At 56.4% G+C, this 23619-nt stretch carries 25 protein-coding genes; 13 read left to right on the forward strand and 12 right to left on the reverse strand.

The window, feature by feature from the left end; genetic code table 11:
- The first annotated feature begins 31 nt into the window (after positions 1–31).
- Both AC2TAD_RS16185 and AC2TAD_RS16190 read left to right on the forward strand, forming a co-directional pair.
- Complete coding sequence (locus tag AC2TAD_RS16185; protein ID WP_209196010.1) at positions 32–1129, forward strand: alpha/beta hydrolase; 1098 nt, start codon at positions 32–34, stop codon at positions 1127–1129.
- Positions 1126–2346 carry an MFS transporter gene (locus AC2TAD_RS16190; protein ID WP_480868889.1) on the forward strand — a complete coding sequence of 407 codons (1221 nt, stop codon included), beginning with the start codon at positions 1126–1128 and terminating at the stop codon, positions 2344–2346. The genes AC2TAD_RS16185 and AC2TAD_RS16190 overlap by 4 nt, the downstream gene beginning before the upstream one ends.
- Here the strand turns inward: AC2TAD_RS16190 and AC2TAD_RS16195 are convergent.
- Genes AC2TAD_RS16195 through AC2TAD_RS16205 form a run of 3 tightly spaced genes read right to left on the reverse strand, consistent with a single transcriptional unit; the run spans position 2343 to position 4620 of the window.
- The gene (locus AC2TAD_RS16195; RefSeq protein ID WP_170755523.1) at positions 2343–2930 is read right to left on the reverse strand and encodes a Smr/MutS family protein; all 588 of its coding nucleotides are present in this window, start codon (positions 2928–2930) and stop codon (positions 2343–2345) included. The genes AC2TAD_RS16190 and AC2TAD_RS16195 overlap by 4 nt on opposite strands.
- Positions 2930–3964, reverse strand: coding sequence for a murein transglycosylase A (gene mltA / locus AC2TAD_RS16200; RefSeq protein ID WP_480868892.1), 1035 nt, complete (start codon positions 3962–3964; stop codon positions 2930–2932). Before mltA ends, AC2TAD_RS16195 begins: the two co-directional genes overlap by 1 nt.
- Entirely contained in the window at positions 3961–4620 is a 660-nt protein-coding gene (locus AC2TAD_RS16205; RefSeq protein WP_170355605.1) for a Tim44/TimA family putative adaptor protein, read from the reverse strand. The genes mltA and AC2TAD_RS16205 overlap by 4 nt, the downstream gene beginning before the upstream one ends.
- 108 nt (positions 4621–4728) lie before the next feature.
- Between AC2TAD_RS16205 and AC2TAD_RS16210 the strand changes: the two genes are divergently transcribed.
- Entirely contained in the window at positions 4729–5217 is a 489-nt protein-coding gene (locus tag AC2TAD_RS16210; RefSeq protein WP_480868894.1) for an FxsA family protein, read from the forward strand.
- A gap of 64 nt (positions 5218–5281) precedes the next feature.
- A complete protein-coding gene (gene secB / locus AC2TAD_RS16215) occupies positions 5282–5782 on the forward strand; it encodes a protein-export chaperone SecB (RefSeq protein ID WP_170355607.1) in 501 nt (166 codons plus the stop codon).
- Between the two features lie 27 nt (positions 5783–5809).
- Here the strand turns inward: secB and dnaQ are convergent, their stop codons facing one another.
- Genes dnaQ through AC2TAD_RS16235 form a run of 4 tightly spaced genes read right to left on the reverse strand, consistent with a single transcriptional unit; the run spans position 5810 to position 8544 of the window.
- Positions 5810–6532, reverse strand: a complete 723-nt coding sequence (dnaQ, locus tag AC2TAD_RS16220; RefSeq protein WP_480868897.1) for a DNA polymerase III subunit epsilon — start codon at positions 6530–6532, stop codon at positions 5810–5812.
- Positions 6525–7118, reverse strand: a complete 594-nt coding sequence (gene coaE, locus AC2TAD_RS16225) for a dephospho-CoA kinase (protein ID WP_480868899.1) — start codon at positions 7116–7118, stop codon at positions 6525–6527. Before coaE ends, dnaQ begins: the two co-directional genes overlap by 8 nt.
- Positions 7115–7948 (reverse strand): shikimate dehydrogenase, encoded by an 834-nt coding sequence (locus tag AC2TAD_RS16230; RefSeq protein ID WP_480868901.1) that lies wholly within the window; start codon positions 7946–7948, stop codon positions 7115–7117. Before AC2TAD_RS16230 ends, coaE begins: the two co-directional genes overlap by 4 nt.
- On the reverse strand, positions 7945–8544 hold the full coding sequence (locus tag AC2TAD_RS16235) for a Maf family protein (RefSeq protein WP_480868903.1): 600 nt from the start codon (positions 8542–8544) through the stop codon (positions 7945–7947). The genes AC2TAD_RS16230 and AC2TAD_RS16235 overlap by 4 nt, the downstream gene beginning before the upstream one ends.
- A gap of 404 nt (positions 8545–8948) precedes the next feature.
- Here AC2TAD_RS16235 and AC2TAD_RS16240 point away from each other — a divergent pair, with 404 nt between their 5' ends.
- The 7 genes from AC2TAD_RS16240 (at position 8949) to AC2TAD_RS16270 (ending at position 16313) form a co-directional block, all read left to right on the forward strand.
- On the forward strand, positions 8949–9398 hold the full coding sequence (locus tag AC2TAD_RS16240) for a CopD family protein (protein WP_170355612.1): 450 nt from the start codon (positions 8949–8951) through the stop codon (positions 9396–9398).
- Between the two features lie 122 nt (positions 9399–9520).
- Complete coding sequence (gene rho, locus AC2TAD_RS16245) at positions 9521–10792, forward strand: transcription termination factor Rho (RefSeq protein WP_170755515.1); 1272 nt, start codon at positions 9521–9523, stop codon at positions 10790–10792.
- 30 nt (positions 10793–10822) lie between these two features.
- Positions 10823–12109 carry a tRNA uridine-5-carboxymethylaminomethyl(34) synthesis GTPase MnmE gene (mnmE, locus tag AC2TAD_RS16250; RefSeq protein ID WP_170755514.1) on the forward strand — a complete coding sequence of 429 codons (1287 nt, stop codon included), beginning with the start codon at positions 10823–10825 and terminating at the stop codon, positions 12107–12109.
- Between the two features lie 12 nt (positions 12110–12121).
- Positions 12122–13990, forward strand: coding sequence for a tRNA uridine-5-carboxymethylaminomethyl(34) synthesis enzyme MnmG (gene mnmG / locus AC2TAD_RS16255; RefSeq protein WP_480868906.1), 1869 nt, complete (start codon positions 12122–12124; stop codon positions 13988–13990).
- Positions 13987–14601, forward strand: coding sequence for a 16S rRNA (guanine(527)-N(7))-methyltransferase RsmG (gene rsmG, locus AC2TAD_RS16260; protein WP_480868908.1), 615 nt, complete (start codon positions 13987–13989; stop codon positions 14599–14601). The genes mnmG and rsmG overlap by 4 nt, the downstream gene beginning before the upstream one ends.
- Positions 14594–15397, forward strand: coding sequence for a ParA family protein (locus AC2TAD_RS16265; protein WP_170355617.1), 804 nt, complete (start codon positions 14594–14596; stop codon positions 15395–15397). The genes rsmG and AC2TAD_RS16265 overlap by 8 nt, the downstream gene beginning before the upstream one ends.
- A 19-nt stretch (positions 15398–15416) precedes the next feature.
- A complete protein-coding gene (locus AC2TAD_RS16270; protein ID WP_170355618.1) occupies positions 15417–16313 on the forward strand; it encodes a ParB/RepB/Spo0J family partition protein in 897 nt (298 codons plus the stop codon).
- On the opposite strand, the gene AC2TAD_RS16275 is transcribed toward AC2TAD_RS16270, so the two are convergent.
- The 4 genes from AC2TAD_RS16275 to rph are packed head-to-tail and all read right to left on the reverse strand — an operon-like array spanning position 16303 to position 19126.
- A complete protein-coding gene (locus AC2TAD_RS16275; protein ID WP_480868910.1) occupies positions 16303–16656 on the reverse strand; it encodes a YbaN family protein in 354 nt (117 codons plus the stop codon). The genes AC2TAD_RS16270 and AC2TAD_RS16275 overlap by 11 nt on opposite strands.
- A 1-nt stretch (position 16657) precedes the next feature.
- A complete protein-coding gene (gene hemW, locus AC2TAD_RS16280; RefSeq protein ID WP_480868912.1) occupies positions 16658–17812 on the reverse strand; it encodes a radical SAM family heme chaperone HemW in 1155 nt (384 codons plus the stop codon).
- Positions 17802–18416, reverse strand: a complete 615-nt coding sequence (gene rdgB / locus AC2TAD_RS16285; RefSeq protein WP_480868914.1) for an RdgB/HAM1 family non-canonical purine NTP pyrophosphatase — start codon at positions 18414–18416, stop codon at positions 17802–17804. Before rdgB ends, hemW begins: the two co-directional genes overlap by 11 nt.
- Positions 18413–19126 (reverse strand): ribonuclease PH, encoded by a 714-nt coding sequence (gene rph / locus AC2TAD_RS16290; RefSeq protein WP_480868916.1) that lies wholly within the window; start codon positions 19124–19126, stop codon positions 18413–18415. Before rph ends, rdgB begins: the two co-directional genes overlap by 4 nt.
- A 112-nt stretch (positions 19127–19238) precedes the next feature.
- Here rph and hrcA point away from each other — a divergent pair, with 112 nt between their 5' ends.
- Together hrcA and AC2TAD_RS16300 are read left to right on the forward strand one after the other, a co-directional pair.
- Entirely contained in the window at positions 19239–20303 is a 1065-nt protein-coding gene (gene hrcA / locus AC2TAD_RS16295) for a heat-inducible transcriptional repressor HrcA (protein WP_170755507.1), read from the forward strand.
- Between the two features lie 10 nt (positions 20304–20313).
- Positions 20314–20877, forward strand: coding sequence for a nucleotide exchange factor GrpE (locus tag AC2TAD_RS16300; RefSeq protein ID WP_170355624.1), 564 nt, complete (start codon positions 20314–20316; stop codon positions 20875–20877).
- Between the two features lie 28 nt (positions 20878–20905).
- Here the strand turns inward: AC2TAD_RS16300 and mutS are convergent, their stop codons facing one another.
- On the reverse strand, positions 20906–23521 hold the full coding sequence (gene mutS / locus AC2TAD_RS16305; protein ID WP_480869038.1) for a DNA mismatch repair protein MutS: 2616 nt from the start codon (positions 23519–23521) through the stop codon (positions 20906–20908).
- Between the last annotated feature and the right edge of the window lie 98 nt (positions 23522–23619).

Raw genomic sequence — 23619 nt, forward strand, 5'->3', positions numbered from 1 at the left:
CTAGGGCCAAACCTCTAAAGGGCCGTTCCCCGTGCTGCGTTACCTTCTGATTATACTGACCGCGACGTCTCTGACCGCCTGCGTGGATCGCACCGTGTCCAAAACTGTGCCATCTGCGCTGAGCGTCGGCACGGCCGAGACCATTTTTGCCACCACCACCCGCGCGCGTGAAGTGGATGGATCATATGGGTTCAAACGCGGTGAGACACTGCAATTTCTGGAAATGACGGTCTCTATCCCGCCCAACCACACGCCGGGAACGCTGGATTTTTCTTACGCCAATCCAAACCCTGAAAAACAGTTTGTCATGGCCGGGGTCGAGGAATTGCAAGGGCCCAAAGACATGAAATCACGCCTCAAAGGCGCAGATGAGGTGTCGATATTTATTCATGGGTACAACACCACCCAGGCAGAAACCGCCTTTCGTGCCGCTCAGCTTAGTCACGATCTGAACATCCCCGGCGCGACAATGGTCTATTCCTGGCCCAGTCAGGCCACGGGATATGGCTATGCCTATGATCTGGACAGTATGCTGTTTGCCCGCGACGGGCTGGAAAAAACCGTCCGCCACCTGAAATCCATGGGTGTCAAACGCGTTGTTCTGGTGGCGCATTCCATGGGCACCGCCCTGACGATGGAGATGATGCGACAGGCCGAGCTGCGCGAACCCGGATGGTCCAAGCGCAACATCGAGGGGGTTGTTCTGATCGCGCCGGATCTGGATGTGGATCTGTTCCGGTCCCAGATGGACGTCATCAAGACCCCGCCTGACCCCTTCATCGTCATCGTTTCACAAAAGGACAAGCTGCTGAGCATCTCGGCCCGGCTGCGCGGCACCACCAAGGGCGAACGGCTGGGTAATATCAGCTCGACCGACGCGCTGGCCGAGTACAAGATCAGCATTCTGGACACGACGGCCTTTAATGACGACGCAGAATCCTCGCATTTCGTGGCTGCAACCTCGCCTGCATTGCTTGCGATCATCGGGTCGGCCCGCCGGGTCAGCAATACATTTGGCACCGAACAGCGGGGCATCGACGTGATTGCCCCAGCAAGCGTCCGCAACCCGACCGGCGCGACCGAGATCGTTCTGACCGAAACAGGACAAGCGCAGGTCAGCTCTCCGTGACGCAGTTTCAGGCTGCCCGGTTTCTACGTGACAACGGGGCGTGGTTGGGTGCGGGAGTGGTGCTGACATTCCTGTCCAGTTTCGGTCAGACCTTTTTCATTTCGGTTTTTTCGGGCGAGATTCGTACCGCCTATGGGCTGAGCCATGGAGCGTGGGGTGGGTTGTATTCGCTGGGCACCACAGTTTCCGCTGTCGTCATGATCTGGGCCGGAGGTTTGACGGATATCTTCCGTGTGCGTGTGCTGGGGCCTGCAGTTCTGGGCGGTTTGGCGCTGGCGGCGTTGGCCATGGCGCTCAATAGCCTGTTGTTCCTGTTGCCGGTCATAATTTTTTTGCTGCGTTTGTTTGGTCAAGGCTTGAGCATCCATCTGGCCATGGTCGCAATGGCGCGCTGGTTCACCGCGACGCGGGGCAAGGCGTTGTCAATCGCCTCGGTCGGGTTCGCAGTGGGCGAAGCATTGCTGCCAGTGATCTTTGTGGCCGCGATGGTGTTTTTAGACTGGCGAGTGCTTTGGGTGATGTCCGCCGGAGTAGTGGTTTTGGGAATCCCGGTCCTACTGCTTCTGCTGCGGAAAGAACGAACCCCGCAAAGCCTTGCCACCGAATATTCCTCTGTCGGTATGCAAGGGCGCCACTGGACCCGGAGGCAAGCACTCCTGAACCCGCTTTTCTGGTTCATGACCCCTGCAACACTGGGACCATCCGCCTTCATCACTGCGTTCTTCTTTCATCAAGTGCACCTGGCTGAAATCAAAGACTGGCAACATATTGAACTGGTGGCCCTGTTTCCGGTCTATACCGGGGTTTCGCTGCTTTCGATGTTTGCAGCGGGTTGGGCTTTGGACAAATGGGGCACTGCGCGGATTATGCCGTTTTACCAATTACCTATGGCAATTGGTTTCATGATCGTCTCGGCCACAGATACACTGGGAGGAGCGGCACTGGCATTGATCTTTCTGGCCCTGACCGTCGGGGCAAACAGTACCCTGCCCAGCGCTTTTTGGGCCGAGTTTTATGGAACCCGCCATATTGGTGCGATCAAGGCGATGGCCACGGCGGTCATGGTATTGGGTTCAGCAATCGGTCCCGGTTTGACAGGAGTTCTGATTGACCAAGGTATGGCACTGGACAATCAGTTCTTATGGATCGGTGTTTTCTTTATTGCCGTTAGCGCGTTGGTCTGGATCGGAATTACACGCGCTGTTCGCTGGTTTTAGCGCGTGCGTCGCAGATAGACGTAATACGCGCCATCACCGCCATGACTGATATGCGCAGGAGTAACCTGCAAAACCGCCTGCGCCAGCGGCGGGATCGACAGCCAATGCGGCACTTGATTGCGTAGAACGCCGCGCGGGGTGGGAATGGGACCGGGTTCATCCCGATCCTTGCCTTTACCGGTCACCACCAGAACCAGCCGTTTGCCCTGTGCCTGCGCGGTCAGCACAAATCGGACAAGGGCAGGATGGGCCGTGTCCATGCGCATTCCATGAAGGTCCAGCTTGCCCTCTGGCTTGATCTTGCCCCGCTTCATGCGGCCAAATGCCTTGGCGTCCATCTGCACCGGGCTAGCCCGCAGCCGATCCGTGACAGAGGGCTGCAGCGAATTTCGCGATGGCTTGGCTGGCGCTGTTTGGCCAAGCTCGAACGGGTCGACCCGCGCTTTGGGCGTTTTGGTCGGCTTGGGCTTGGGCAGTTGGGTCGGATGTACGGATTGTGGCAACTCGGGATGCATCCGTTCAGCTTGTTTGGCAACTTTGCGCCATAGCTCGATCTCGTCCTCGGTCAGTTTGCGCCGGGTCATCAGAATGCATCCGGCAACAGCGCATAGGCGCGCTGGATTGGCAGCAAAACGACCATGCGCCCCGAATCCTTAAGACGACCAGCAGCGCGGCCAGCCTCGTCCCCGGTTCCAAAGAAGATATCTGCCCGCTGCGCGCCTTTGATTGCAGCCCCGGTGTCCTGTGCAATCATCAAGCGGCGCAAAGGATCTTTGCCGTCCTTTTCGACCCAGACCGGTGCGCCCAGCGGAGTATAGGCCGGATCAGCGGCAATACTGCGCATGGTCGTGACAGACCGATTCATTGCGCCCAACGGCCCAAACTCGGGTGCCACGCGCGTGACCTCTCGGAAAAACACGTAAGAGGGGTTGTGAAACAGCAGTTCGGCACCAGCCTCGGGGTTTTTGCGTACCCAGGATTTGATCATCTGCGCACTGACCTGATGCGCAGCCAATGCACCTTGTCGGATCAGCTCTTTCCCGATCGAACGATACGGATGGCCGTTCGCCCCGCCATAGCCCACGCGCAATCCACCGCCATCAGGCAGGCGAATACGCCCCGAGCCTTGAATCTGCAAAAAAAACAACTCGACCGGGTCATCGACCCATGCGATCTCAAGCCCGCGGCCGTTCATAGCCTCGCCTGTCAGAATATCGCGGCGGCTCAACCAAGGTCCGTCGGCCCGTGCCTCGGGGGGCATTTTGTAGATCGGGTATTTGTACCGTTCCGTCCGCGTGCGAGAGCCATGCAGCTCGGGTTCAAAATACCCCGTGAACAGGGCATCATCGCCGTCCTCGACCAGAACGGGGCGAAAGAACAGTTCAAAAAAGGAACGTGCAGCATCCGCCTGGTAGGTGCGGGCGACAGCACACAGGGCGCGCCAGTCCGGATCTTCCAGATCACCACATGTGTTCAAGAAAACTGAAAGGGCCGCACCGTGGTCATCGGCGGCCCAGCCATCAAGATCGTCAAATGACAGAATGGAACGCGTCGCCTCGGCGCTGGCAGAGGTTGCCATCACAGCCCCCAGCAAAAGCGACCGAAGCGCAGCAATCATGCGTCCGTGGCAACAAGCAGCCAGTTAGGATCGTCCGAGCCCATGACGCGGGCAAAGGTCCAGCTGTCCTTTTGGCGTTTGACGGTGTTGGGGTTGCCTTCGATGATATCCCCACCGCGATCCCGCACGACCGAGGTCAGTTCACCCACAAAGCGCATTGTGATTTCGGCCTCGTTAGTGTCCTTGTCGAACTTCACATCAGCTAGGGCGGTTTCCCGCACACCGATAAACTCGGCCTCGATGGTCAGACCCTGATCTTCGCGAGAGGCGACCACCGAAACAAATGTGTCAAACACTTCTTCGGACAAGAAGGGCTGGATTTCATCCAGGTTGCCCTTTTCGAACCCCATGACGATCATCTCATAAGCACCGCGGGCGCCTTGGACGAATTCGCTGACAGAAAAGCCGGGCTCAATCCTTTTCATCGCGGCCAGGGATTGGGCCTGCTCGCTGTCTTCGGCGACGTGGTCGGTAATGTCGTGATCCGGGCCACCTTCGATCACCTCGAAGTCTCGGCGCGATTTATGCGCTTCCGGCTGCTGTTGAACGGGGGGCTTCTCAAAACCCTCACGCGTCCCCAGCACGCTTTTGAGGCGTAGGATCAGGAAAACGGCAATTCCGGCCAGGACCAGCAACTGGATCATCGGTTCGTTCATTTCATCCTCTTTATCAGACCGCAGCTTTGTATACGCGGCCTCATGCCACTATGTAGGTGACAGTTCGGGACAAGTCTACTGCCCGACCTGTAGTAAAGGATAACGCTTATGTATCTGTTTCTGGCATTTTTGCTGGTTCCGATCATCGAAATCGCCCTGTTCATTCAGGTCGGGGGTCTGATCGGCCTGTGGCCCACGCTTGCAATTGTCGTTGTGACGGCTGTTATGGGTACTGCTTTGGTCAGGACACAAGGTCGCATGGCGCTGGCAAATCTGCAGCGTTCCTTTGCTGACCTTGACGATCCGACCGAGCCATTGGCCCACGGAGCGATGATCCTGCTGTCCGGTGTACTGTTACTGACGCCAGGTTTTTTCACCGACGCGGTCGGATTTGCCCTTCTTATTCCGGGGGTTCGCGTCGCTGTATTTCGATATCTGAAATCAAAAGTACAGATCACTCAATTTCAGATGGGCACAGGCGCGCAGTTTCGCGGTGGCCCCGACCCATCGGGTGATGACGTGATTGATGGGGAATACACCGAAGTTCAACCCCGTCGTGACCCATCAAAACCATCGAAATGGGTGGATGGCCCGTGACCTGCATTGAGGTGCCGCGCCCAACTTGCTAAGCAATGGCGGATTTTAGTTTCGGAGTAGACCCATGGCCGAAGAAGACGCCAAAGAAAACACCGCAGCCGCACCGGCTGCACCTCAGATTCAAATGCGCGTTCTGGGACAATTCATTCGTGATCTGTCTTTTGAAAACGTGATGGCCCAAAAGGGTGTGTCGGGCGACGTGCAGCCCGAGATTTCTGTTCAGGTCAATCTTGACGCTAAAAAGCGTCAGGTCGAGCATCAGTATGAGGTCTCGGTCAAGCTGAACCTCAAGTCCAAAGCCAAGGGGATGGAAGACGTCCTGTTCCTGTGCGAGATCGACTATTGTGGTCTGTTCCATGTGGAAGGCGTGGCCGAGGATCAGCTGCACCCCTTCCTGATGATCGAATGTCCCCGGATGCTGTTCCCGTTCCTGCGCCGTATTGTCAGCGACGTAACACGCGACGGTGGATATCCGCCGGTCAATCTGGACAATATCGACTTTGTAGCTTTGTACCGGAATGAGCTGATGCGCCGTCAGGCCGAGGCGCAGAAAGCAGAAGCCTAAACAATCTGACCCGCGCCGGGGACACCTTCAGGCGCGGGTCCACAGGGCGTTTTCGCCCAGTTTTTCAACAAAACCTTCATGCGCCGCGCGCTCTTCTTCCGTGATCCTTGAGGCCAACGGCGTCGGACGGGCTGTAGGCCGCCATTCCTCACCCCCGGCTGCTGTTGCCGCCACCGAAGTCGACAGACCAAAATCCGGCTGTCGTCCGCCGATAAGTTCAAGATAAACCTCGGCCAGGATCTCTGAATCCAAAAGCGCGCCGTGCAGCGTTCGGTTCGAATTGTCGATATTAAACCGCCGGCACAGCGCGTCCAGAGTCGCGGGCGAGCCGGGGAATTTCTTGCGCGCCATGGCCAGAGTATCCAGTGCCTGTGCCATAGGCAGGGTCGGCAAACCCATCCATTTGAGTTCGGCGTTCAGGAATTTCATGTCGAACGAGGCGTTGTGGATCACCAAACGCGAATCCCGCACGAAATCCAGAAACCCCTGACCGACCTTTGCGAAAACCGGCTTATCCTTCAGCGTGACCTCGCCCTTTTCCGGCGGGCGCGGGTTATCCAGCAGGTCGGGGCCGATACCATGCACGCCAAAGGCCTCTTCGGGCATCCCGCGTTCGGGGTTGATATAGACATGATAGGTCTCGCCCGTGGCCATGTGGTTCCACAGCTCAACCGCGCCGATCTCGACGATCCGGTCGCCGCTTTCTGGGTCAAAGCCCGTGGTTTCGGTATCCAGTACAATTTCACGCATCTGCCAGCCCCGCCCGTATCTGCCTGACCACATCCTGCACCTGCGCGCGGGCGTGGTCCAGACTGTCCGTCTCGATCACATAGTCCGACCGAGCGCATTTTTCTTCATTGGGCATCTGTTTGGCACGGATCTGTTCAAACTGCGCCTCGGTCATCGTACCGCGCGCCATCACGCGACGCTTTTGTTCATCGGCTGGGATCGACACACAGGCGACGGCATCCATCGCAGCGTCTCCACCGGTTTCGAACAGCAAGGGAATGTCGAAAACCAGAATATCCGCCGTGGCGTTCGCCCGAAACGACGCACGGTCTGCAGCGACCAAAGGGTGCACTATGCCTTCGATCTTTTTCAGCGCAGCCGGGTCATTTCCGATGATTTGTTTCAACGCCTCCCGGCTGACTGCGCCGTGAACGATTGCGGTCGGGAAAGCTGCGTGCATTGGGTCAACGGCAGCTCCACCCCTTGAATAGAGTCTATGTACGGCCGCATCCGCATCCCACAGCGCGCAGCCTTCATCGACAAACATCTGCGCCGTCGTGCTTTTGCCCATTCCGATCGAGCCTGTCAGGCCCAGCGCGAAACTCATGACAAAACAGCCGCGCGCAGGTCCAAATTGACCTCGGGGCGGACGCCGAACCAGCTTTCGAAACCCGGCACCGCCTGATGCAGCAACATGCCTAGGCCATCGACAGTGGTGCAGCCGACCTCTTCGGCGGTTTTTAATAAATGCGTTTTCAGCGGTGCATAAACCAAATCCGTCACAACCGCACCGGGCTGCAACCCGTCCAGCGGCACACGCAGTTCGGGCTGACCTTGCATCCCCAAAGAACTGGTGTTGACTACCAATTCCGCATCCTCGATTACATTTCCAGCCTGAACCCAATCGACAACCTTGATGCTGGGTCCAAATTCATCGCGCAATATCTCGGCCCGTTCACGGGTACGGTTGGTCAGCAAAATCTCGGGCACCTCTGCGTCAACCAAAGCCTGAAGCACCGCCCGCGCGGCACCGCCAGCCCCGAACACAACCGCAGGTCCGCCCGACGGGGACCAATCCGGCGCACCGCTGCGCAGGTTCTCAAGAAACCCGTAGCCATCGGTATTGTCGGCGTGAATTCGGCCATCTTTCTGGAACACCAGCGTATTTGCCGCGCCGATCTTGCGTGCCCGGTCCGAAACCTCGTCGGCCAGTCGCAGCGCAGCTTCTTTATGCGGGACAGTGACATTTGTCCCCACGAACCCAGCCTTGGGCAATGCGCGCAACACATCCTGCAAATCTTCCGGGGCCACATCCATCGGCACGTAGTGACCCGGCAGCCCATATGTCTTTAGCCAATGTCCATGTAACTGAGGCGACTTCGAATGCGCGACCGGATGACCAATCACCCCAGCCAAAGGAATTTTTGTCTTGCTCATTGATCAATCACCCCTTTGACAGCCAGGTAGTTCAGCAGCTCTAATAGAGGCATACCCAAAACGTTAAAATAATCTCCGTCAATGGTGGCGAATAAGCGCGCGCCCTCTTCTTCAAGCTTATAGGCCCCGACCGCATGGCGGATACTCTCCCAGTTGCGGTCGATATAGTCACGCAGATACGCATCCGAGCTCATCCGCATCCGCAGGCGAACCTGACCCACATGCCTCCAGATCGGCTCGCCGTCTTGATAGATTACAGCAGCAGATAACAACATGTGCCGCTTGCCCCGCATCGCCTTAAGCTGCGCAAAAGCATCTTCGGCCGTTTTGGGCTTGGACAAAAGCTGACCGTCGAAATCCAGCACTTGGTCACAGCCCAGCACCATCGCGCCGGGGCTCTTGTCACTGACCTTGCGCGCCTTCATCTCGGCCAGCGCATCGGCAATTTCGCGCGGGCTGGCACCCTCGGCCAGCAAGGCGCGTTTCATCGTCTCTTCGTCCACGCGCGCGACTTGGACGGTAAACGGCACGCCTGCGTTCTGCAAAAGCTGCGCGCGAATAGATGACCCCGAGGCCAGGATGATGGGGACAGACATGTGGAAAACCCCGTGTGCAAATCGTTGAGCGTTCTAGGATGGTTTGTATGGTTTTCAGGTTGACACGCAAGCCCGGTGTTTTCGACTGAAACTTCCCCGATTCGCCCAAATCCTGTCCATCCGGGACAAGGATAAGTCTGTCGAATGGTATAACCCGAATTTCCTTAATTACCCAAAGAGTTATCCCCAGAAGTACACATTCAATTATTATTTAAAACACTGTTTTTTATAAATAATTTTTTTCTTCAACAGAATCGTTTTGTTCAAGCTGGATTCTATCCACCTGGGGAAAACACTTGTGTAAAAAAGTAATCCACGGAAATTGTTCACCCTACAAAACCATCTTCCTTTTTCTTTTCTTATTTTTTTATTAGGGAGGGTTTCGAGCAACCCTCGGAGCCAGCATGACCGACCTCCTTTTCGCAATCTACCCGTGGGTGAAGTCAGTCCATATTATGGCTGTGATCTCTTGGATGGCAGGCTTGTTCTACCTGCCCCGTTTGTTCGTCTATCACGTAGAAAAGGCGCAAGCCGTAGACGGAGCGCAGGAGATCTTCTTTGAAATGGAAGAGAAGCTGCTGCGCGTGATCATGCGTCCGGCGATGATCGTGGCGTGGGTCTGCGGGCTGATCATGGTCCTTACACCCGGCATTGTTGGCTGGGACTGGGCCTGGCCCTGGGCCAAGGGGGCTGCGGTGATCGGGATGACCTGGTTCCATCATTGGCTGATGGCGCGACGCAAGGACTTCATAGAGGGGCGAAATAAGCTCACTGGGCGGCAGTATCGCATGATGAACGAGGTTCCGACCGTTTTGATGGTGATCATCGTTCTGGCGGTCGTTCTGAAGTTCTGAGCGAGCATTTGACTCGGACCACCGGGATGCGTATGTAACGCACAACACGCCCGTCCGGGCGGCGTATCTTCCGTACTGAAATTCCACTTCGTGCCGCACAGTCAGCGGTGAAGGTTTGTATCATGTCCAATGAATCTCTGAATTTGGCCGATCTGAAAGCCAAAAGCCCCAAAGACCTTCTGGCCATGGCCGAAGAGCTGGAGATCGAAAACGCCTCGACCATGCGTAAGGGCGAGATGATGTTCCAGATCCTGCGTGAACGCGCGGACGAGGGCTGGACCGTGGGCGGCGACGGCGTTCTGGAAGTGCTGCAAGACGGCTTTGGTTTCCTGCGTTCGCCCGAGGCGAACTATCTGCCGGGTCCGGATGACATCTATGTGTCGCCTGATATGATCCGCCAGCATTCGCTGCGCACTGGCGACACCGTCGAAGGTGAAATCAAAGCGCCGGATGACAATGAACGTTATTTCGCGCTGATCAAAGTGACCAAGATCAACTTTGAAGAGCCCGAAAAGGCCAAGCATAAAATTCTGTTCGACAACCTGACGCCTCTGTACCCGGATGAGCGCCTGAAGATGGAGATCGAGGACCCCACCATCAAGGATAAATCGGCCCGTGTGATCGACCTCGTGTCGCCCATTGGGAAAGGCCAGCGGTCACTGATCGTGGCGCCTCCGCGGACGGGTAAGACGGTGATCCTGCAGAACATCGCGCATTCGATCGAACAGAACCACCCCGAGTGCTATCTGATCGTCCTGCTGATCGACGAACGCCCCGAAGAGGTGACGGACATGCAGCGTTCGGTGAAGGGTGAGGTCGTGTCTTCGACCTTTGATGAACCTGCAACGCGCCACGTGGCCGTGTCGGAAATGGTGATCGAAAAGGCCAAGCGATTGGTCGAGCATAAACGAGATGTTGTTATTCTGCTCGATTCGATCACAAGACTTGGTAGGGCGTTTAACACTGTGGTCCCATCTTCGGGTAAGGTTCTGACCGGTGGTGTGGATGCGAATGCTCTGCAACGACCCAAGCGGTTCTTTGGTGCGGCCCGGAACATCGAAGAGGGCGGTTCGCTGACCATCATCGCCACAGCGCTGATCGACACCGGCAGCCGGATGGACGAGGTGATCTTTGAAGAATTCAAAGGCACCGGTAACTCGGAAATCGTGCTGGATCGCAAGATCGCCGACAAGCGCGTGTTCCCAGCCATCGACATCCTCAAATCCGGGACCCGGAAAGAGGACTTGCTGGTCGACAAGGGCGATCTGGCCAAGACATTTGTTCTGCGCCGAATCCTCAACCCGATGGGCACGACCGACGCGATCGAATTCCTGCTGTCCAAGTTGAAACAGACGAAGACGAATGGCGAGTTCTTCGATTCAATGAATACCTGACACAGGTCTTAACCAACGCGAGGCCTTCGAATGGATACGATATTCGCCTTGGCCAGCGCGCAAGGCAAAGCCGGGGTGGCGGTGATCCGCCTCTCGGGGCCCATGGCGCATTCTGCAGCGGCAGATTTGACGGGTGGGGATTTACAGCCGCGCGGGATGAAGTTGCGGACCTTGCGGACACCAGATGGGTCACGTCTGGATGATGGGCTGGTTTTGACATTTCAGGCACCAGCCAGTTTCACTGGCGAGGACGTGGCAGAGCTACAAATACATGGCAGTACAGCCGCGGTGAATGCCGTCATGCGTTGCCTGTCGGATACGAACGGTCTGCGCCTGGCAGAACCCGGAGAATTCACCCGCCGCGCGCTTGAGAATGGTAAGATGGATCTGACCCAGGTCGAGGGGTTGGCCGATCTCATAGATGCGGAAACAGAAGCGCAGCGCAAGCAGGCGCAGGTAATACTTGCAGGTGGACTAGGAACGCTTGCGGAAAGATGGCGTCGTGATTTGATCAGAGCGGCCTCATTGTTGGAGGCCGTGATCGATTTTGCCGACGAAGAGGTTCCAACAGATGTAACTCCTGAGGTCCGCTCTTTGATCTCGGGTGTTGTTACGGACTTGCAGTATCAAGCCGAAGGTGTCCGGATTGCTGAACGCATCAGATCTGGTTTTGAAGTGGCTATAGTAGGTCTTCCAAATGCAGGTAAGTCGACTTTGCTTAACGCATTGGCAGGGCGTGAAGCGGCAATCACTTCCGAATACGCCGGAACTACCCGAGACGTCATTGAAGTAAGGATGGACTTGGATGGGCTTCCGGTTACCTTGCTGGATACAGCGGGCCTTCGCGAGACTGAGGATCACGTTGAAAATCTGGGAATCGAGCTTGCCAGGAAACGGGCGGAAACAGCTGATCTTAGAGTTTTCCTTGCCGAAGATCCCGAATTATTGGGTATCTCTATGCAAAAGGGGGATATCCATGTGTTGCCGAAATCTGATCTTCGCAGTGTATCAGATGGTGGAGTATCGGGGATAACAGGTCAGGGCGTGGATAGACTAGTATCCGATATATCGGGGGTACTTGGTCAACGAACCACTAGTTCTGGTATTGCAACACGGGAACGGCATCGTGTTGCGCTGGTAAATGCTCAGACCTCCTTGATCGCTGCGATGTCGTTTCTTGAATCAGGCCCCGACATGTATGATATCGTGGCTGAGGAGTTGCGCAGTTCAATTCGGGCGCTCGAGGCGTTGGTTGGCAGAATAGGCGTGGAAGATTTGTTGGACGAGATCTTTTCAAGTTTTTGCCTGGGTAAGTAAGGAGTGTTTCACGTGAAACATTCAGATTTCGATGTTGTAGTTATTGGTGCAGGCCACGCAGGAACCGAGGCTGCTCATGCTGCGGCACGGATGGGTGCCAACACTGCACTGGTGACCCTTTCTGCGTCAGATATTGGCGTCATGTCCTGCAACCCAGCTATTGGAGGTCTAGGTAAAGGGCATCTTGTTCGAGAAATCGACGCGTTGGATGGCGTCATGGGCCGGGTCGCCGATGCGGCAGGAATTCAGTTTCGTTTGCTGAATCGCCGAAAAGGCCCAGCGGTGCAAGGGCCCAGAACACAAGCAGACCGAGCTTTGTACCGATCTGCAATGCAGAAAGAAACACAAGCACAACAGAACCTCACCGTAGTTATTGGTGAAGTCGTTGACTTTCTGATGTCTGGCAACAAGGTTGTCGGCATAAAGCTCTCGGATGAGTCCGAATTAAGCGCCGCTGCAGTGATCTTGACCTCGGGTACGTTCCTGCGGGGAATCATTCATATAGGTGATGTTTCTAGACCTGGTGGCCGAATGGGTGATAGACCATCGGTTAAACTGGCCGAGAGACTGGATAGCTTCGAACTTCCATTAGGTCGGCTCAAGACTGGAACGCCCCCGCGGCTTGATGGCCGCACCATTGATTGGTCTGGTCTAGAGCGTCAGGACGGTGATGACGTTCCGACGTTATTCTCATTTTTATCTAAGACTGTCCAAGCGCCTCAGATTTCCTGCGGCATAACACATACCAACTCACGAACGCATGAGATTATCGAGCAAAACCTGTCGCGATCAGCGATGTATGGTGGCCACATTGACGGGATTGGTCCTCGGTATTGTCCATCTATAGAAGACAAGATTGTTAGGTTTGCAGACAAGGACTCTCATCAAATTTTCCTTGAGCCCGAGGGTGTGAATGACCACACAATCTATCCCAACGGAATCTCCACCTCTTTGCCCGAAGATGTTCAATTGGAATATGTTCGGTCGATTAGGGGCCTAGAAAACGCAGAGATTCTTCAACCTGGGTACGCAATTGAATATGACTACGTCGATCCGCGTGTACTGACGTCATCATTGGCACTTCCAGAGGTGCCTGGACTTTTCCTTGCCGGGCAAATCAATGGAACAACAGGTTACGAAGAAGCCGCGGCCCAAGGATTGGTTGCGGGTTTAAATGCTGCTTTGTTGGCATTTGATAGGGGTCCCGTCCATTTCACACGTTCAGACAGTTATATCGGCGTTATGATAGATGACCTGACAACTCGTGGCGTTGCTGAACCGTATCGAATGTTTACTTCTCGGGCTGAATTCCGCTTGTCTTTGCGTGCTGACAATGCCGATCAACGTTTAACACCGATTGGTTTGGATTTAGGCTGTGTGAAATCTGTTCGCAGAAACTCGTTTTATGAAAAGATGGAAAAGCTTAGCGCTGCAAAGGCTAAGTTGATTGAACGCAGTTTTACACCAAAGGAAATCCGATCTGCTGGTATCAATGTAAACCAAGACGGTAACCGCAGGTATGGTATGGCCGTTCTAGCATTCCCAGATGTGTCGTTCGAAGATTTACTTCCATTAATTCCTGCTTTGGAGGCCGTCGACCAAGACATACGCCTTCAGGTAGAGCGCGACGCCTTGTATGCGAATTATATCGAACGTCAGAAAAAAGATGTTGAGGCGATGAAGCGGGATGAGTCTTACGAAATTCCGCAGGATTTTGACTTTTTTGCTTTGGAAGGGCTGTCTTCTGAGATGAAGCAGAAACTATCCATTGCCAGACCTGAAAATATCGCTCAGGCCGGACGCGTAGAAGGCGTAACGCCCGCAGCTTTGACTTTGGTCTTAGCGAAACTTCGGCGGGACCAAAAGGTGCGAAAAGCATGATCGGGGTGATTTTCGAAGGTCTGGATGTTTCACGTGAAACATTGGAACGGCTGACGACATACGTTGACTTGGTAAATCGCTGGAATCCCAAAATAAATCTTGTCTCTCGCAACAGTCTTAATGAAATTTGGGTTCGGCACATCAAGGACTCGGTTCAGGTTTATCGGTGTGCAGAGACCTTCGACAACTGGGCTGACTTGGGTAGCGGAGGAGGTTTTCCGGGTATGGTCTGCGCTTTGATGGCGGTAGAAGAGAACCCAAATGCAGAGTTTACTTTTGTCGAAAGCGATCAAAGGAAATCGGCGTTTCTAAGGAATGTTGCGCGCGAATGTGGTGCCAATTGCAAGATCATATCTAAGCGAATTGAAACAGTTGGACCATTGAATGCGCAAGTCTTGTCAGCCCGTGCACTAGCGGATCTGAAGACGCTTTTATCCTATTGTGACAGGCATTTAAGCGAGTCCGGCGTGGCGTTGTTGCCGAAAGGCGCAAACTGGAAAAAAGAATTGGACGACGCTCGGGAAGAATGGAATTTCCAAGCCGACCCGATTACAAGTTTAACAGAACCCCAAGCCGTTATCCTTAAGATCAAAGGAGTTTCACGTGGTTGACCTGTCTCGCCCCACCGGCCCCAGAATTATTGCGGTTGCCAATCAAAAAGGTGGGGTAGGGAAGACAACAACTGCGATCAACCTCGCAGCGGGACTAGCCGAAGCTGGGTGTAATGTCCTGGTTGTCGATCTGGATCCCCAAGGCAACGCCTCAACCGGGCTTGGTGTTGAAGACCGGGATTGGACAACTTACGACCTTATTCTGGATGACGCTCCGCTAGAGGCAGTTATCCAAGAGACAGAAATTGGCGGACTCTACGTCATTCCGGCCACAGTGGATCTGAGTTCGGCGGATATTGAGCTTATTTCAAACGAGAAGCGCAGCTATCTGTTGCACGACGCGTTGCGACAAACGGCGATCGACAAGTTTGAATTTGATTTTGTGCTGATCGACTGCCCACCGTCACTGAACTTGCTGACTGTGAATGCTATGGTGGCTTCGCATTCTGTCCTTGTTCCTTTGCAAAGCGAGTTTTTCGCCTTGGAAGGTTTATCACAACTGATGTTGACGATCCGAGAGGTACGACAAACGGCGAATCCCGACCTCAGAATCGAAGGTGTTGTGTTGACCATGTATGACAACCGCAACAACTTGTCCCGGCAGGTCGAAAAGGACGCGCGTGACAATCTGGGTGAGATGGTATTTAAAACCAAGATACCTAGAAATGTTCGGGTGAGTGAGGCTCCGTCTTATGCGTTGCCTGTATTGCAATATGACTCCGGCTCTTTAGGGGCGATGGCATACCGTCATTTGGCACGGGAAGTCATTCATAAAAACAAAAAAGCCGCTGCATAAGCGGTAAAAGGAGGGTCACGTGGCCGCAAAGAAAGCAAAACCCCGAGGTTTGGGCCGCGGATTGTCCGCTTTGATGGCTGATGTGACGCAAGAACCCGAAGGTCGCTCTGTATCCGAACCGCGTCGTCCGGACATGACGGTACCAATCGAAAAACTGCACGCGAATCCTAATCAGCCACGCAGAACATTCTCGCGCGAGCAACTGGATGAACTTGCGGCTTCAGTCAAAGAAAAGGGCATCATTCAGCCGCTGATCGTACGCGAGATCTCTGAAGGGGACTATGAAATCGTCGCGGGCGAACGTCGATGGCGCGCTGCTCAGATGGCGCAATTGCACAATATACCGGTGATCGTCCGGGATTTCGACGACACTGAGGTTCTGGAAGTCGCTATTATCGAAAACATCCAGCGCGCCGACTTGAACGCAGTAGAAGAGGCGGCGGGCTACAAACAGCTTATGGATCGCTTTGGTCATACGCAGGAGAAACTCGCCGAAGCACTGGGTAAAAGCCGCAGTCATATAGCGAATCTTTTGAGACTTTTGTCTTTGCCAATGGACGTTCAGCATTTCGTCGTTGAGGGGAAGCTTTCTGGCGGACATGCGCGGGCTTTGGTGACGGCTGAAAACCCGACCGATCTGGCCAAAACCGTCATTCGAGATGGTCTTTCGGTGCGTGCAACTGAGGCTTTGGTAAAAAAGCAGCATCAACCCGAGGCTGAAAAATCTGCACCACGATCACGGAATTTGGACGCGGGCAAAGACGCCGATACGCGTGCGCTTGAAAAAGACCTGTCTGCAATTCTCGCAATGAAGGTTGTCATCAATCATAAAGCCGGAACCGAGACGGGCCAGGTTGTTTTGACATATGAGAATCTGGATCAGTTGGACGATCTGTGTGCCAAACTTAGTCGTTAGGCCGGGTCCAAATAAAAGTTAGCACACCGCCAAGAACGACGGCTTGAATTGCCAATACGTAGATGGGCACCGCGATCAGAACAGAAATTCCAAAGACGGCAGCGATCGACACGGTGGCCGCTCTTTTTGCGGCGGGTCGAATGGCGCCAGAGCTCTGCCAATCCTGGATTAATGGTCCAAACGTACGATGCGTGATTAGCCAGTGGTGCAGGCGTGAAGACGAGCGCGCGAAGAAGAACGCCGCCAACAGTAGGAACGGCACCGTGGGCAGAAGGGGCAGCACAATGCCGATCACGGCAAGCGCGACGCTAATCAAACCCAAAGCTGCCCAGAGATACTGCATGTTACCCCAACAATTCTCGAATGACGGCGTTTAGAACTGCGCGTCCCTCTTTGGTTGCGCGAAGCCGGTTATCATGCAGTTCGATCATCCCTAGTTCGCAGAGATGGTGCAGTTTCTCTTGTGGCAGAGGTTGCTTGGACAGAGCACCAAATCGATCAATATCTAGTCCTTCGTCAATCCTAATCCCCATCATAAGGTATTCACTTGCCTGATCTTGCAGAGTTAAGGCAGCTCGCTCCTTCTCACCTGATCCCGCAGATGCAGCTTTCAGCCACGCATTCGGCGATAGGTATGTTTCGGTGGCCCATTTTGTTCCGTTTGCGGTTACTCGTCCGTGTGCTCCGGGGCCGATGCCGACATAATCGCCATAACGCCAGTAAATCAGATTGTGTTGCGACTCTGACCCCGGTCGGGCGTGGTTCGAAACCTCATAGGCGGGCAGGCCGTGGGCCTCACAAATCTCCTGCGTGGCGAGGTACATGTCAGCGGCGTGGTCATCCTCGGGCAGGCCGCGCAGTTTGCCCACCGCGTAACGGTCGCCAAAGGCGGTGCCTTCCTCGATCGTCAGTTGGTACAGCGACAGATGATCAACGGCCATCGACAGGGCTTCGGTTAGTTCCGCGCGCCAATCGTCCAACGTTTGATGCTGGCGGGCATAGATCAGATCGAAACTGACACGCTCAAAGCAATTCCGTGCGATATCAAAGGCGGCGCGTGCTTCGGCCACTGTGTGGATACGGCCCAGACGACGCAGATCTTCATCGTTCAGCGCTTGTACCCCCATTGAGATCCGGTTCACGCCGGCATCACGATAGGCAGCGAAGCGCCCAGCCTCGACCGAGCCGGGATTGGCCTCAAGCGTGATTTCCATGTCATTGGCGGGGCGCCACAGGGCGCGGGCCTCATCAATCACAGCTGCGACTGTGTCGGGGTCCATCAGAGATGGGGTGCCGCCACCGAAGAAGATCGTGTTCAGGACGCGATTGGGCGTTTCTGTGGCCGAGCGATGGAACTCGGTCAGATACGCCTCAAGCCATTGTTTTTGATCAATATTACTGGAAACGTGGCTGTTGAAATCACAATATGGGCATTTGGCCTCGCAAAAGGGCCAATGCACATACAGGCCAAAGCCCCCGTTGCGCCAATCATCCGCCAAAGCAGCCCTTCACGAACATCTCCACCGCGTGGCCGCGATGGCTGATCTTGTTCTTTTCCCAGCGATCCATCTCGGCAAAGGTAATGTCATAGCCGTCGGGGACAAACATCGGGTCATAGCCAAAACCGCCTTCGCCACGAATGGGCCAGACCAGATGGCCGGGGGCGATGCCCTCGAACACTTCGTCATGACCGTCGGGCCAGGCCAGCACCAGCGTGCTGCGGAACTGCGCAGTACGCGGGTGGGGGGCGTTTTTGGCTTCCAACTCATTATGAGCGCGGGTCATCGCCATCAGGAAATCCCGGCCATTGCCGGTTTCGGCCCAATCGGCAGTGTAGACGCCGGGTGCGCCGTTCAGCGCGTCGATGGTGATCCCAGAATCGTCCGACAGGGCAGGCAGGCCGGTTGCTTGTGCGGCGGCATGTGCCTTGATCCGGGCGTTGCCGACGAAGGTATCCTCGGTCTCTTCCGGTTCGGGCAGGTTCATGTCGCCCGCACCGATCACGGTCACACCAAAGGGCTCAAGCAGATGCGCCATCTCCTCAAGCTTGCCTTTGTTATGAGTGGCAACCAGCAGCCTGTCGCTGTCGAACTTGCGGGTCATGCGGTGGCGGCCTTTTGTGCGGCGGCCAGTTCGCCCACTCCTTTTTCCGCCAGATCCATCAACTGATCCATCTGCGCGCGACTAAAGACCGAGCCTTCGGCGCTCATCTGCACTTCGATCAGCTTGCCCGTACCGGTCATTATAAAGTTGCCGTCAACACCAGCCTCGCTGTCTTCGGGGTAGTCCAGATCCAACACGGGTTGACCGGCATAGATACCACAAGACACGGCGGCGACCGGATCGACCAGCGGATCGCTGATCACATCGCCCGCCTTCATCAGCTTGTTCACCGCCAGACGAAGCGCAACCCAACCGCCGGTGATTGAGGCGCAGCGGGTGCCGCCATCGGCCTGGATCACATCGCAGTCGACTGTGATCTGACGTTCTCCCAAGGCAACCCGGTCCACACCGGCGCGCAAGGCGCGGCCAATCAGGCGTTGGATTTCCACGGTGCGGCCACCTTGCTTGCCCGAGGCCGCCTCGCGCCGCATCCGGGTGTTGGTCGCGCGGGGCAGCATCCCGTATTCCGCCGTTACCCAACCCAGGCCCGAGCCTTTGATGAAAGGCGGCACGCGATCCTCGATTGTGGCGGTACACAGCACATGGGTGTCGCCCATCTTGATCAGGCAAGACCCTTCGGCATGTTTGGTGAAACCTGTCTCGATGGAAACAGCGCGCATTTCGTCTAGATTACGTCCTGAGGGTCGCATGGAATTTCCTTTGTTTGCTGGCCCTGGGATACCGCCCCGTGGCGTTACGATGCAACCCCGATTGACCTTTCATTTACCTGCGATTTAATGACGATCCAGCAGGGGGCCGCCGATGAGCGAAGCAAGTAAAATTCTGAATGAGATGAACGACCGCTCGCGCGAGGTGTTTCGGTTGATCGTCGAAAGCTATTTGGAAAGTGGCGAGCCGGTGGGCAGCCGCACCCTGACCCGCACCCTGTCGGAAAAGGTCAGCGCCGCGACGGTGCGCAATGTGATGCAGGATCTGGAGTTTCTGGGCCTGTTGGACAGCCCTCATGTGTCTGCGGGGCGGATTCCAACGCAGCAGGGGCTGCGGATGTTTGTCGATGGGCTGCTTGAGGTCGGCGATCTGGGCGCTGATGACCGGCAGAAGCTGGACGAGACATTAGGCTCTAACGCAGGTGATGTAGGCGGAATGCTGGACCGGGTGGGATCGGCCCTGTCACACGTGACACAAGGCGCATCACTGGTGCTGACGCCCAAGCATGAGGCCGAGATCAAGCATATCGAGTTCGTCTCGCTGGGCCATGACCGGGCTTTGGTGGTGCTGGTGTTTTCGGACGGGCACGTGGAAAACCGCCTGTTCACCCCGCCTCCGGGGCAGACGCCCAGTTCCATGCGTGAGGCGGCGAATTTCCTTAATGCGCTGATCGAGGGGCGCACAATCAGCGAAGTACGCAAGCAGATGCTGTCTCAGATCGACGCGCGCAAACAGGAAATTGATGTGCTGGCGCGCGACATGGTCGAAAGTGGAATCGCGGCCTGGGACAATGATGGCAGCGACTCAGCCCGTTTGATTGTGCGCGGGCGGGCGAATCTGCTGCATGATCCGGCGCAGGAAGAGGAATTGGATCGCATTCGCACCCTGTTTGACGATCTGGAGCGTAAGCGTGACATCGCCGAATTTCTTGAATTGACTGAAGATGGCGAGGGTGTGCGCATTTTTATCGGCTCTGAGAACAAACTTTTCTCACTTTCGGGTTCCTCTTTGGTGGTGTCTCCATATATGAACGCTGATCGAAAGATAATCGGTGCGGTCGGGGTTATTGGACCCACACGTCTGAACTATGGACGGATCGTGCCGATCGTGGATTATACGGCGCAACTGGTCGGCAAGCTGATTTCCGACCGGAGCTAGAGGGTAAGAGATGGCAGAGCCCAAGAACGAAGATTTTCTGGACGATATAGCAGCCGCCGAGGCCGAAGAGCTGGCGGAAGAAATCGCAGAGTTCAGCGACGAAGCGCTGGAGCTGGACGAACTGCGCGCCGAGCGTGACGAGTACAAAGACCGGTTCATGCGCGCGCTGGCCGATGCCGAAAACGCGCGCAAGCGGGGCGACAAGGCGCGTCGCGATGCGGAACAATATGGTGGGTCCAAACTGGCCCGTGACATGCTGCCGGTTTACGACAACATGAAACGCGCGCTTGAGGCCGCGACCGATGAGCAGAAAGAGGTTGCTGCCGGTCTGATCGAAGGTGTTGAGCTGACCATGCGTGCGCTGACGAACGTGTTCCAGAAACACGGGATCGAGGTGATCACCCCCGAGGTTGGTGATCGATTTGATCCGAATGTGCATGAGGCGATGTTCGAAGCTCCGGTGCCGGGAACGCGCGCGGGCGACATCATTCAGGTCTCAGCCGAAGGGTTCATGCTGCATGACCGCCTGCTGCGCCCGGCGCAGGTTGGGGTGTCGTCGACACCTGCGAGCTAAGCGATCACACAGACTTGGAAAGGGGCGGTCAGGATTTGGCCGCCTCTTTCAGTTTGTAGATAAGGTCCAGCGCCTCGCGCGGGGTCAACTCGTCCGGCAGGATGTCGTCCAGCATATCTGTGACGGGCGATGCTTTGGGCGCGGGCGGCGGAGGTGGCGGCGCGGCTGAGAACAGAGGCAGGTCGTCGATCAACGCCTTTTGCTTGCCGCCTTCGCGTTCGGTTTTTTCCAGCTGGTCCAGAACAACGCGGGCACGGTCGACCACGGATGCGGGCAGCCCGGCCAGCTGCGCGACCTGTACCCCGTAGGATCGGTCGGCGGCGCCTTTGTGAACCTCGTGCAGGAAGATCACCTCGCCTTCCCATTCCTTTACGGCGACGGTGGCATTGTCGACGCCTTCGAGCTTCCCGGCCAGCGCGGTCAGTTCGTGGTAATGGGTGGCAAACAGAGCGCGGCATTGGTTGGCGGCGTGCAGATGTTCCAGCGTGGCCCAGGCGATGGAGAGGCCGTCATAGGTGGCCGTTCCGCGCCCGATTTCGTCCAGAATAACCAGCGCGCGGTCGTCGGCCTGGTTCAGGATGGCGGCGGTTTCGACCATCTCGACCATGAAGGTTGAACGCCCACGGGCCAGATCGTCTGAGGCTCCGACCCGGCTGAATAGCTGGCTGACCACGCCGACATGGGCCTTTTCGGCCGGGACATAGCTGCCCATTTGCGCCAGTAGGGCGATCAGGGCGTTCTGGCGCAGGAAGGTCGATTTACCGGCCATGTTGGGGCCCGTCAGCAGCCAGATCGCGGCCCCCTGATCGGCGCTCAGATCGCAGTCATTGGCGATGAAAGCATCACCTGATTGCTGGCGCAGCGCGTGTTCGACGACCGGATGACGACCACCTTGCACGTTGAACGCGCGCGAGCTGTCGACCTGTGGACGGCACCAGTTTTCACCCCGCGCCAGATCGGCCAGCGCGGTGGTCAGGTCCAGCTCGGCCAGCCCGCGGGCCGCTTGGTTGAGGCGGGCGGCAATGGCCAGAATATCGCCAGAAAGCCTTTGGTAGAGCCGTTTTTCGATCTCAAGCGCCAGATTTCCGGCGTTCAGGATGCGGGTTTCGATCTCGGACAGTTCCACCGTGGTGAACCGCACCTGATTGGCGGTGGTCTGACGGTGGATATAGGTCTCAGAGAACGGCGGGTTCAGCATTTTCTCGGCGTGCGTAGCCGTGGTTTCGATGAAATAGCCCAGCACGTTGTTGTGCTTGATTTTCAGCGAGGTGATGCCGGTGTGCTCTGCGTATTTCTGCTGGAACCCGGCGATGACGGACCGGCCTTCGTCGCGCAGAGTGCGGGCCTCGTCCAGTTCGGGGTCGAAACCGGGAGCGATGAAACCGCCGTCGCGGGCCAGAAGGGGCGGCTCTGCGACCAAAGCCTCGTCTAGAAGGTTCAGCAGATCGTCGAACCCCACGAGGTTCTGCAACGCGGTCGAGAGCAGAACGGGCAGATCCTGCGACTCGCAGATTTCGGCAATCGCGGCGGCCTGGGTCAGGACGTTGCGGATGGCAGCCAGATCGCGCGGCCCGCCACGGTCCAGCGACAGGCGCGACAGGGCGCGGTCCAGATCGGGGGATTTGCGCAGTGCCTCGCGCAGGTCCGAGGCGATCAGGTTATCCTCAGCAGCGAAACTTACCGCATCAAGCCGGGCATGGATTATGTCCAGATTACGAGACGGACTGGACAGGCGCTGTTCCAGCAGACGTGCGCCGCCCGGCGTCACGGTGCGGTCAACCACGGACAGCAGTGATCCGGCGCGGCCGCCTGACAAAGACCGGGTCAGTTCCAGATTGCGGCGCGTGGCGGCGTCGATCTGGACCACGCGGTCCTCGGATTCCTTCAGCGGCGTTTGCAGCAGGGGCAGTTTGCCCTTTTGCGTGATCTCCAGATAGTCGATCAACGCGCCCATGGCCGACACTTCGGCTCGGCCAAAGGACCCGAACGCATCCAAAGCGCCCACGTGAAACAACCCGCAGATGCGTTTTTCCGCCGCCGTGCTGTCGAAACTGGCGCGTCCGATGGGCGTGAGCGAAATGCCCAGATCTCGCACCGTCTCGTTCAGCGCCTGTTCCATCCCGTCGCCCACGATTAACTCGGACGGGGCCAGCCGCGCCAGTTCGGGGCTGAGCCGCACAGATGTCAAAGGCATCACGTGAAACGCGCCGGTCGAGATATCGGCCCAGGCCAACGCGGCCTCATCCCGAACCTCTGCATAGGCGGCCAGAAAGTTGTGACGGCGGGCTTCCAGCAGGGCGTCCTCGGTCAGTGTGCCCGGGGTGACCAGACGCACAACATCGCGCCGAACCACCGATTTAGAGCCTCTTTTCTTAGCTTCAGCCGGGCTTTCCATCTGCTCGCACACGGCCACGCGAAAGCCTTTGCGGATCAGCGTCAGCAGATAGCCCTCGGCGGCATGAACCGGCACGCCGCACATAGGGATGTCCTCACCATTATGCTTGCCGCGTTTGGTCAGGGCGATGTCCAGTGCCTCGGCGGCATTGACGGCGTCCTGAAAGAACATCTCGTAGAAATCGCCCATGCGGTAGAACAGCAGGGCGTCTGAATGGGCCTCTTTGATCTCAAGATATTGCGCCATCATCGGCGTGACTGTGGACAAAAGCGGCCCCCTTTTGGCGTCTTCCGGGCGCGACCTTACAAATCCCCTAACCGTGACGAAAGGTGAAAACGTATTGTCGT

The organism is Ruegeria sp. HKCCD7628 (assembly GCF_057221005.1).

Coding starts and splice junctions, on each gene's coding strand:
- AC2TAD_RS16235 (WP_480868903.1), bottom strand. CDS start 8,544: ATGTCTGTCCCCATCATCCTGGCCTCGGGGTCATCTATTCGCGCGCAG.
- rdgB (WP_480868914.1), bottom strand. CDS start 18,416: ATGACCCGCAAGTTCGACAGCGACAGGCTGCTGGTTGCCACTCATAAC.
- mnmE (WP_170755514.1), top strand. CDS start 10,823: ATGGATACGATATTCGCCTTGGCCAGCGCGCAAGGCAAAGCCGGGGTG.
- AC2TAD_RS16195 (WP_170755523.1), bottom strand. CDS start 2,930: ATGACCCGGCGCAAACTGACCGAGGACGAGATCGAGCTATGGCGCAAA.
- secB (WP_170355607.1), top strand. CDS start 5,282: ATGGCCGAAGAAGACGCCAAAGAAAACACCGCAGCCGCACCGGCTGCA.
- mutS (WP_480869038.1), bottom strand. CDS start 23,521: ATGATGGCGCAATATCTTGAGATCAAAGAGGCCCATTCAGACGCCCTG.
- dnaQ (WP_480868897.1), bottom strand. CDS start 6,532: ATGCGTGAAATTGTACTGGATACCGAAACCACGGGCTTTGACCCAGAA.
- AC2TAD_RS16205 (WP_170355605.1), bottom strand. CDS start 4,620: ATGAACGAACCGATGATCCAGTTGCTGGTCCTGGCCGGAATTGCCGTT.
- coaE (WP_480868899.1), bottom strand. CDS start 7,118: ATGAGTTTCGCGCTGGGCCTGACAGGCTCGATCGGAATGGGCAAAAGC.
- hrcA (WP_170755507.1), top strand. CDS start 19,239: ATGAGCGAAGCAAGTAAAATTCTGAATGAGATGAACGACCGCTCGCGC.
- rho (WP_170755515.1), top strand. CDS start 9,521: ATGTCCAATGAATCTCTGAATTTGGCCGATCTGAAAGCCAAAAGCCCC.
- rsmG (WP_480868908.1), top strand. CDS start 13,987: ATGATCGGGGTGATTTTCGAAGGTCTGGATGTTTCACGTGAAACATTG.
- mltA (WP_480868892.1), bottom strand. CDS start 3,964: ATGATTGCTGCGCTTCGGTCGCTTTTGCTGGGGGCTGTGATGGCAACC.
- AC2TAD_RS16300 (WP_170355624.1), top strand. CDS start 20,314: ATGGCAGAGCCCAAGAACGAAGATTTTCTGGACGATATAGCAGCCGCC.
- AC2TAD_RS16240 (WP_170355612.1), top strand. CDS start 8,949: ATGACCGACCTCCTTTTCGCAATCTACCCGTGGGTGAAGTCAGTCCAT.
- AC2TAD_RS16230 (WP_480868901.1), bottom strand. CDS start 7,948: ATGAGCAAGACAAAAATTCCTTTGGCTGGGGTGATTGGTCATCCGGTC.
- AC2TAD_RS16210 (WP_480868894.1), top strand. CDS start 4,729: ATGTATCTGTTTCTGGCATTTTTGCTGGTTCCGATCATCGAAATCGCC.
- rph (WP_480868916.1), bottom strand. CDS start 19,126: ATGCGACCCTCAGGACGTAATCTAGACGAAATGCGCGCTGTTTCCATC.
- AC2TAD_RS16275 (WP_480868910.1), bottom strand. CDS start 16,656: ATGCAGTATCTCTGGGCAGCTTTGGGTTTGATTAGCGTCGCGCTTGCC.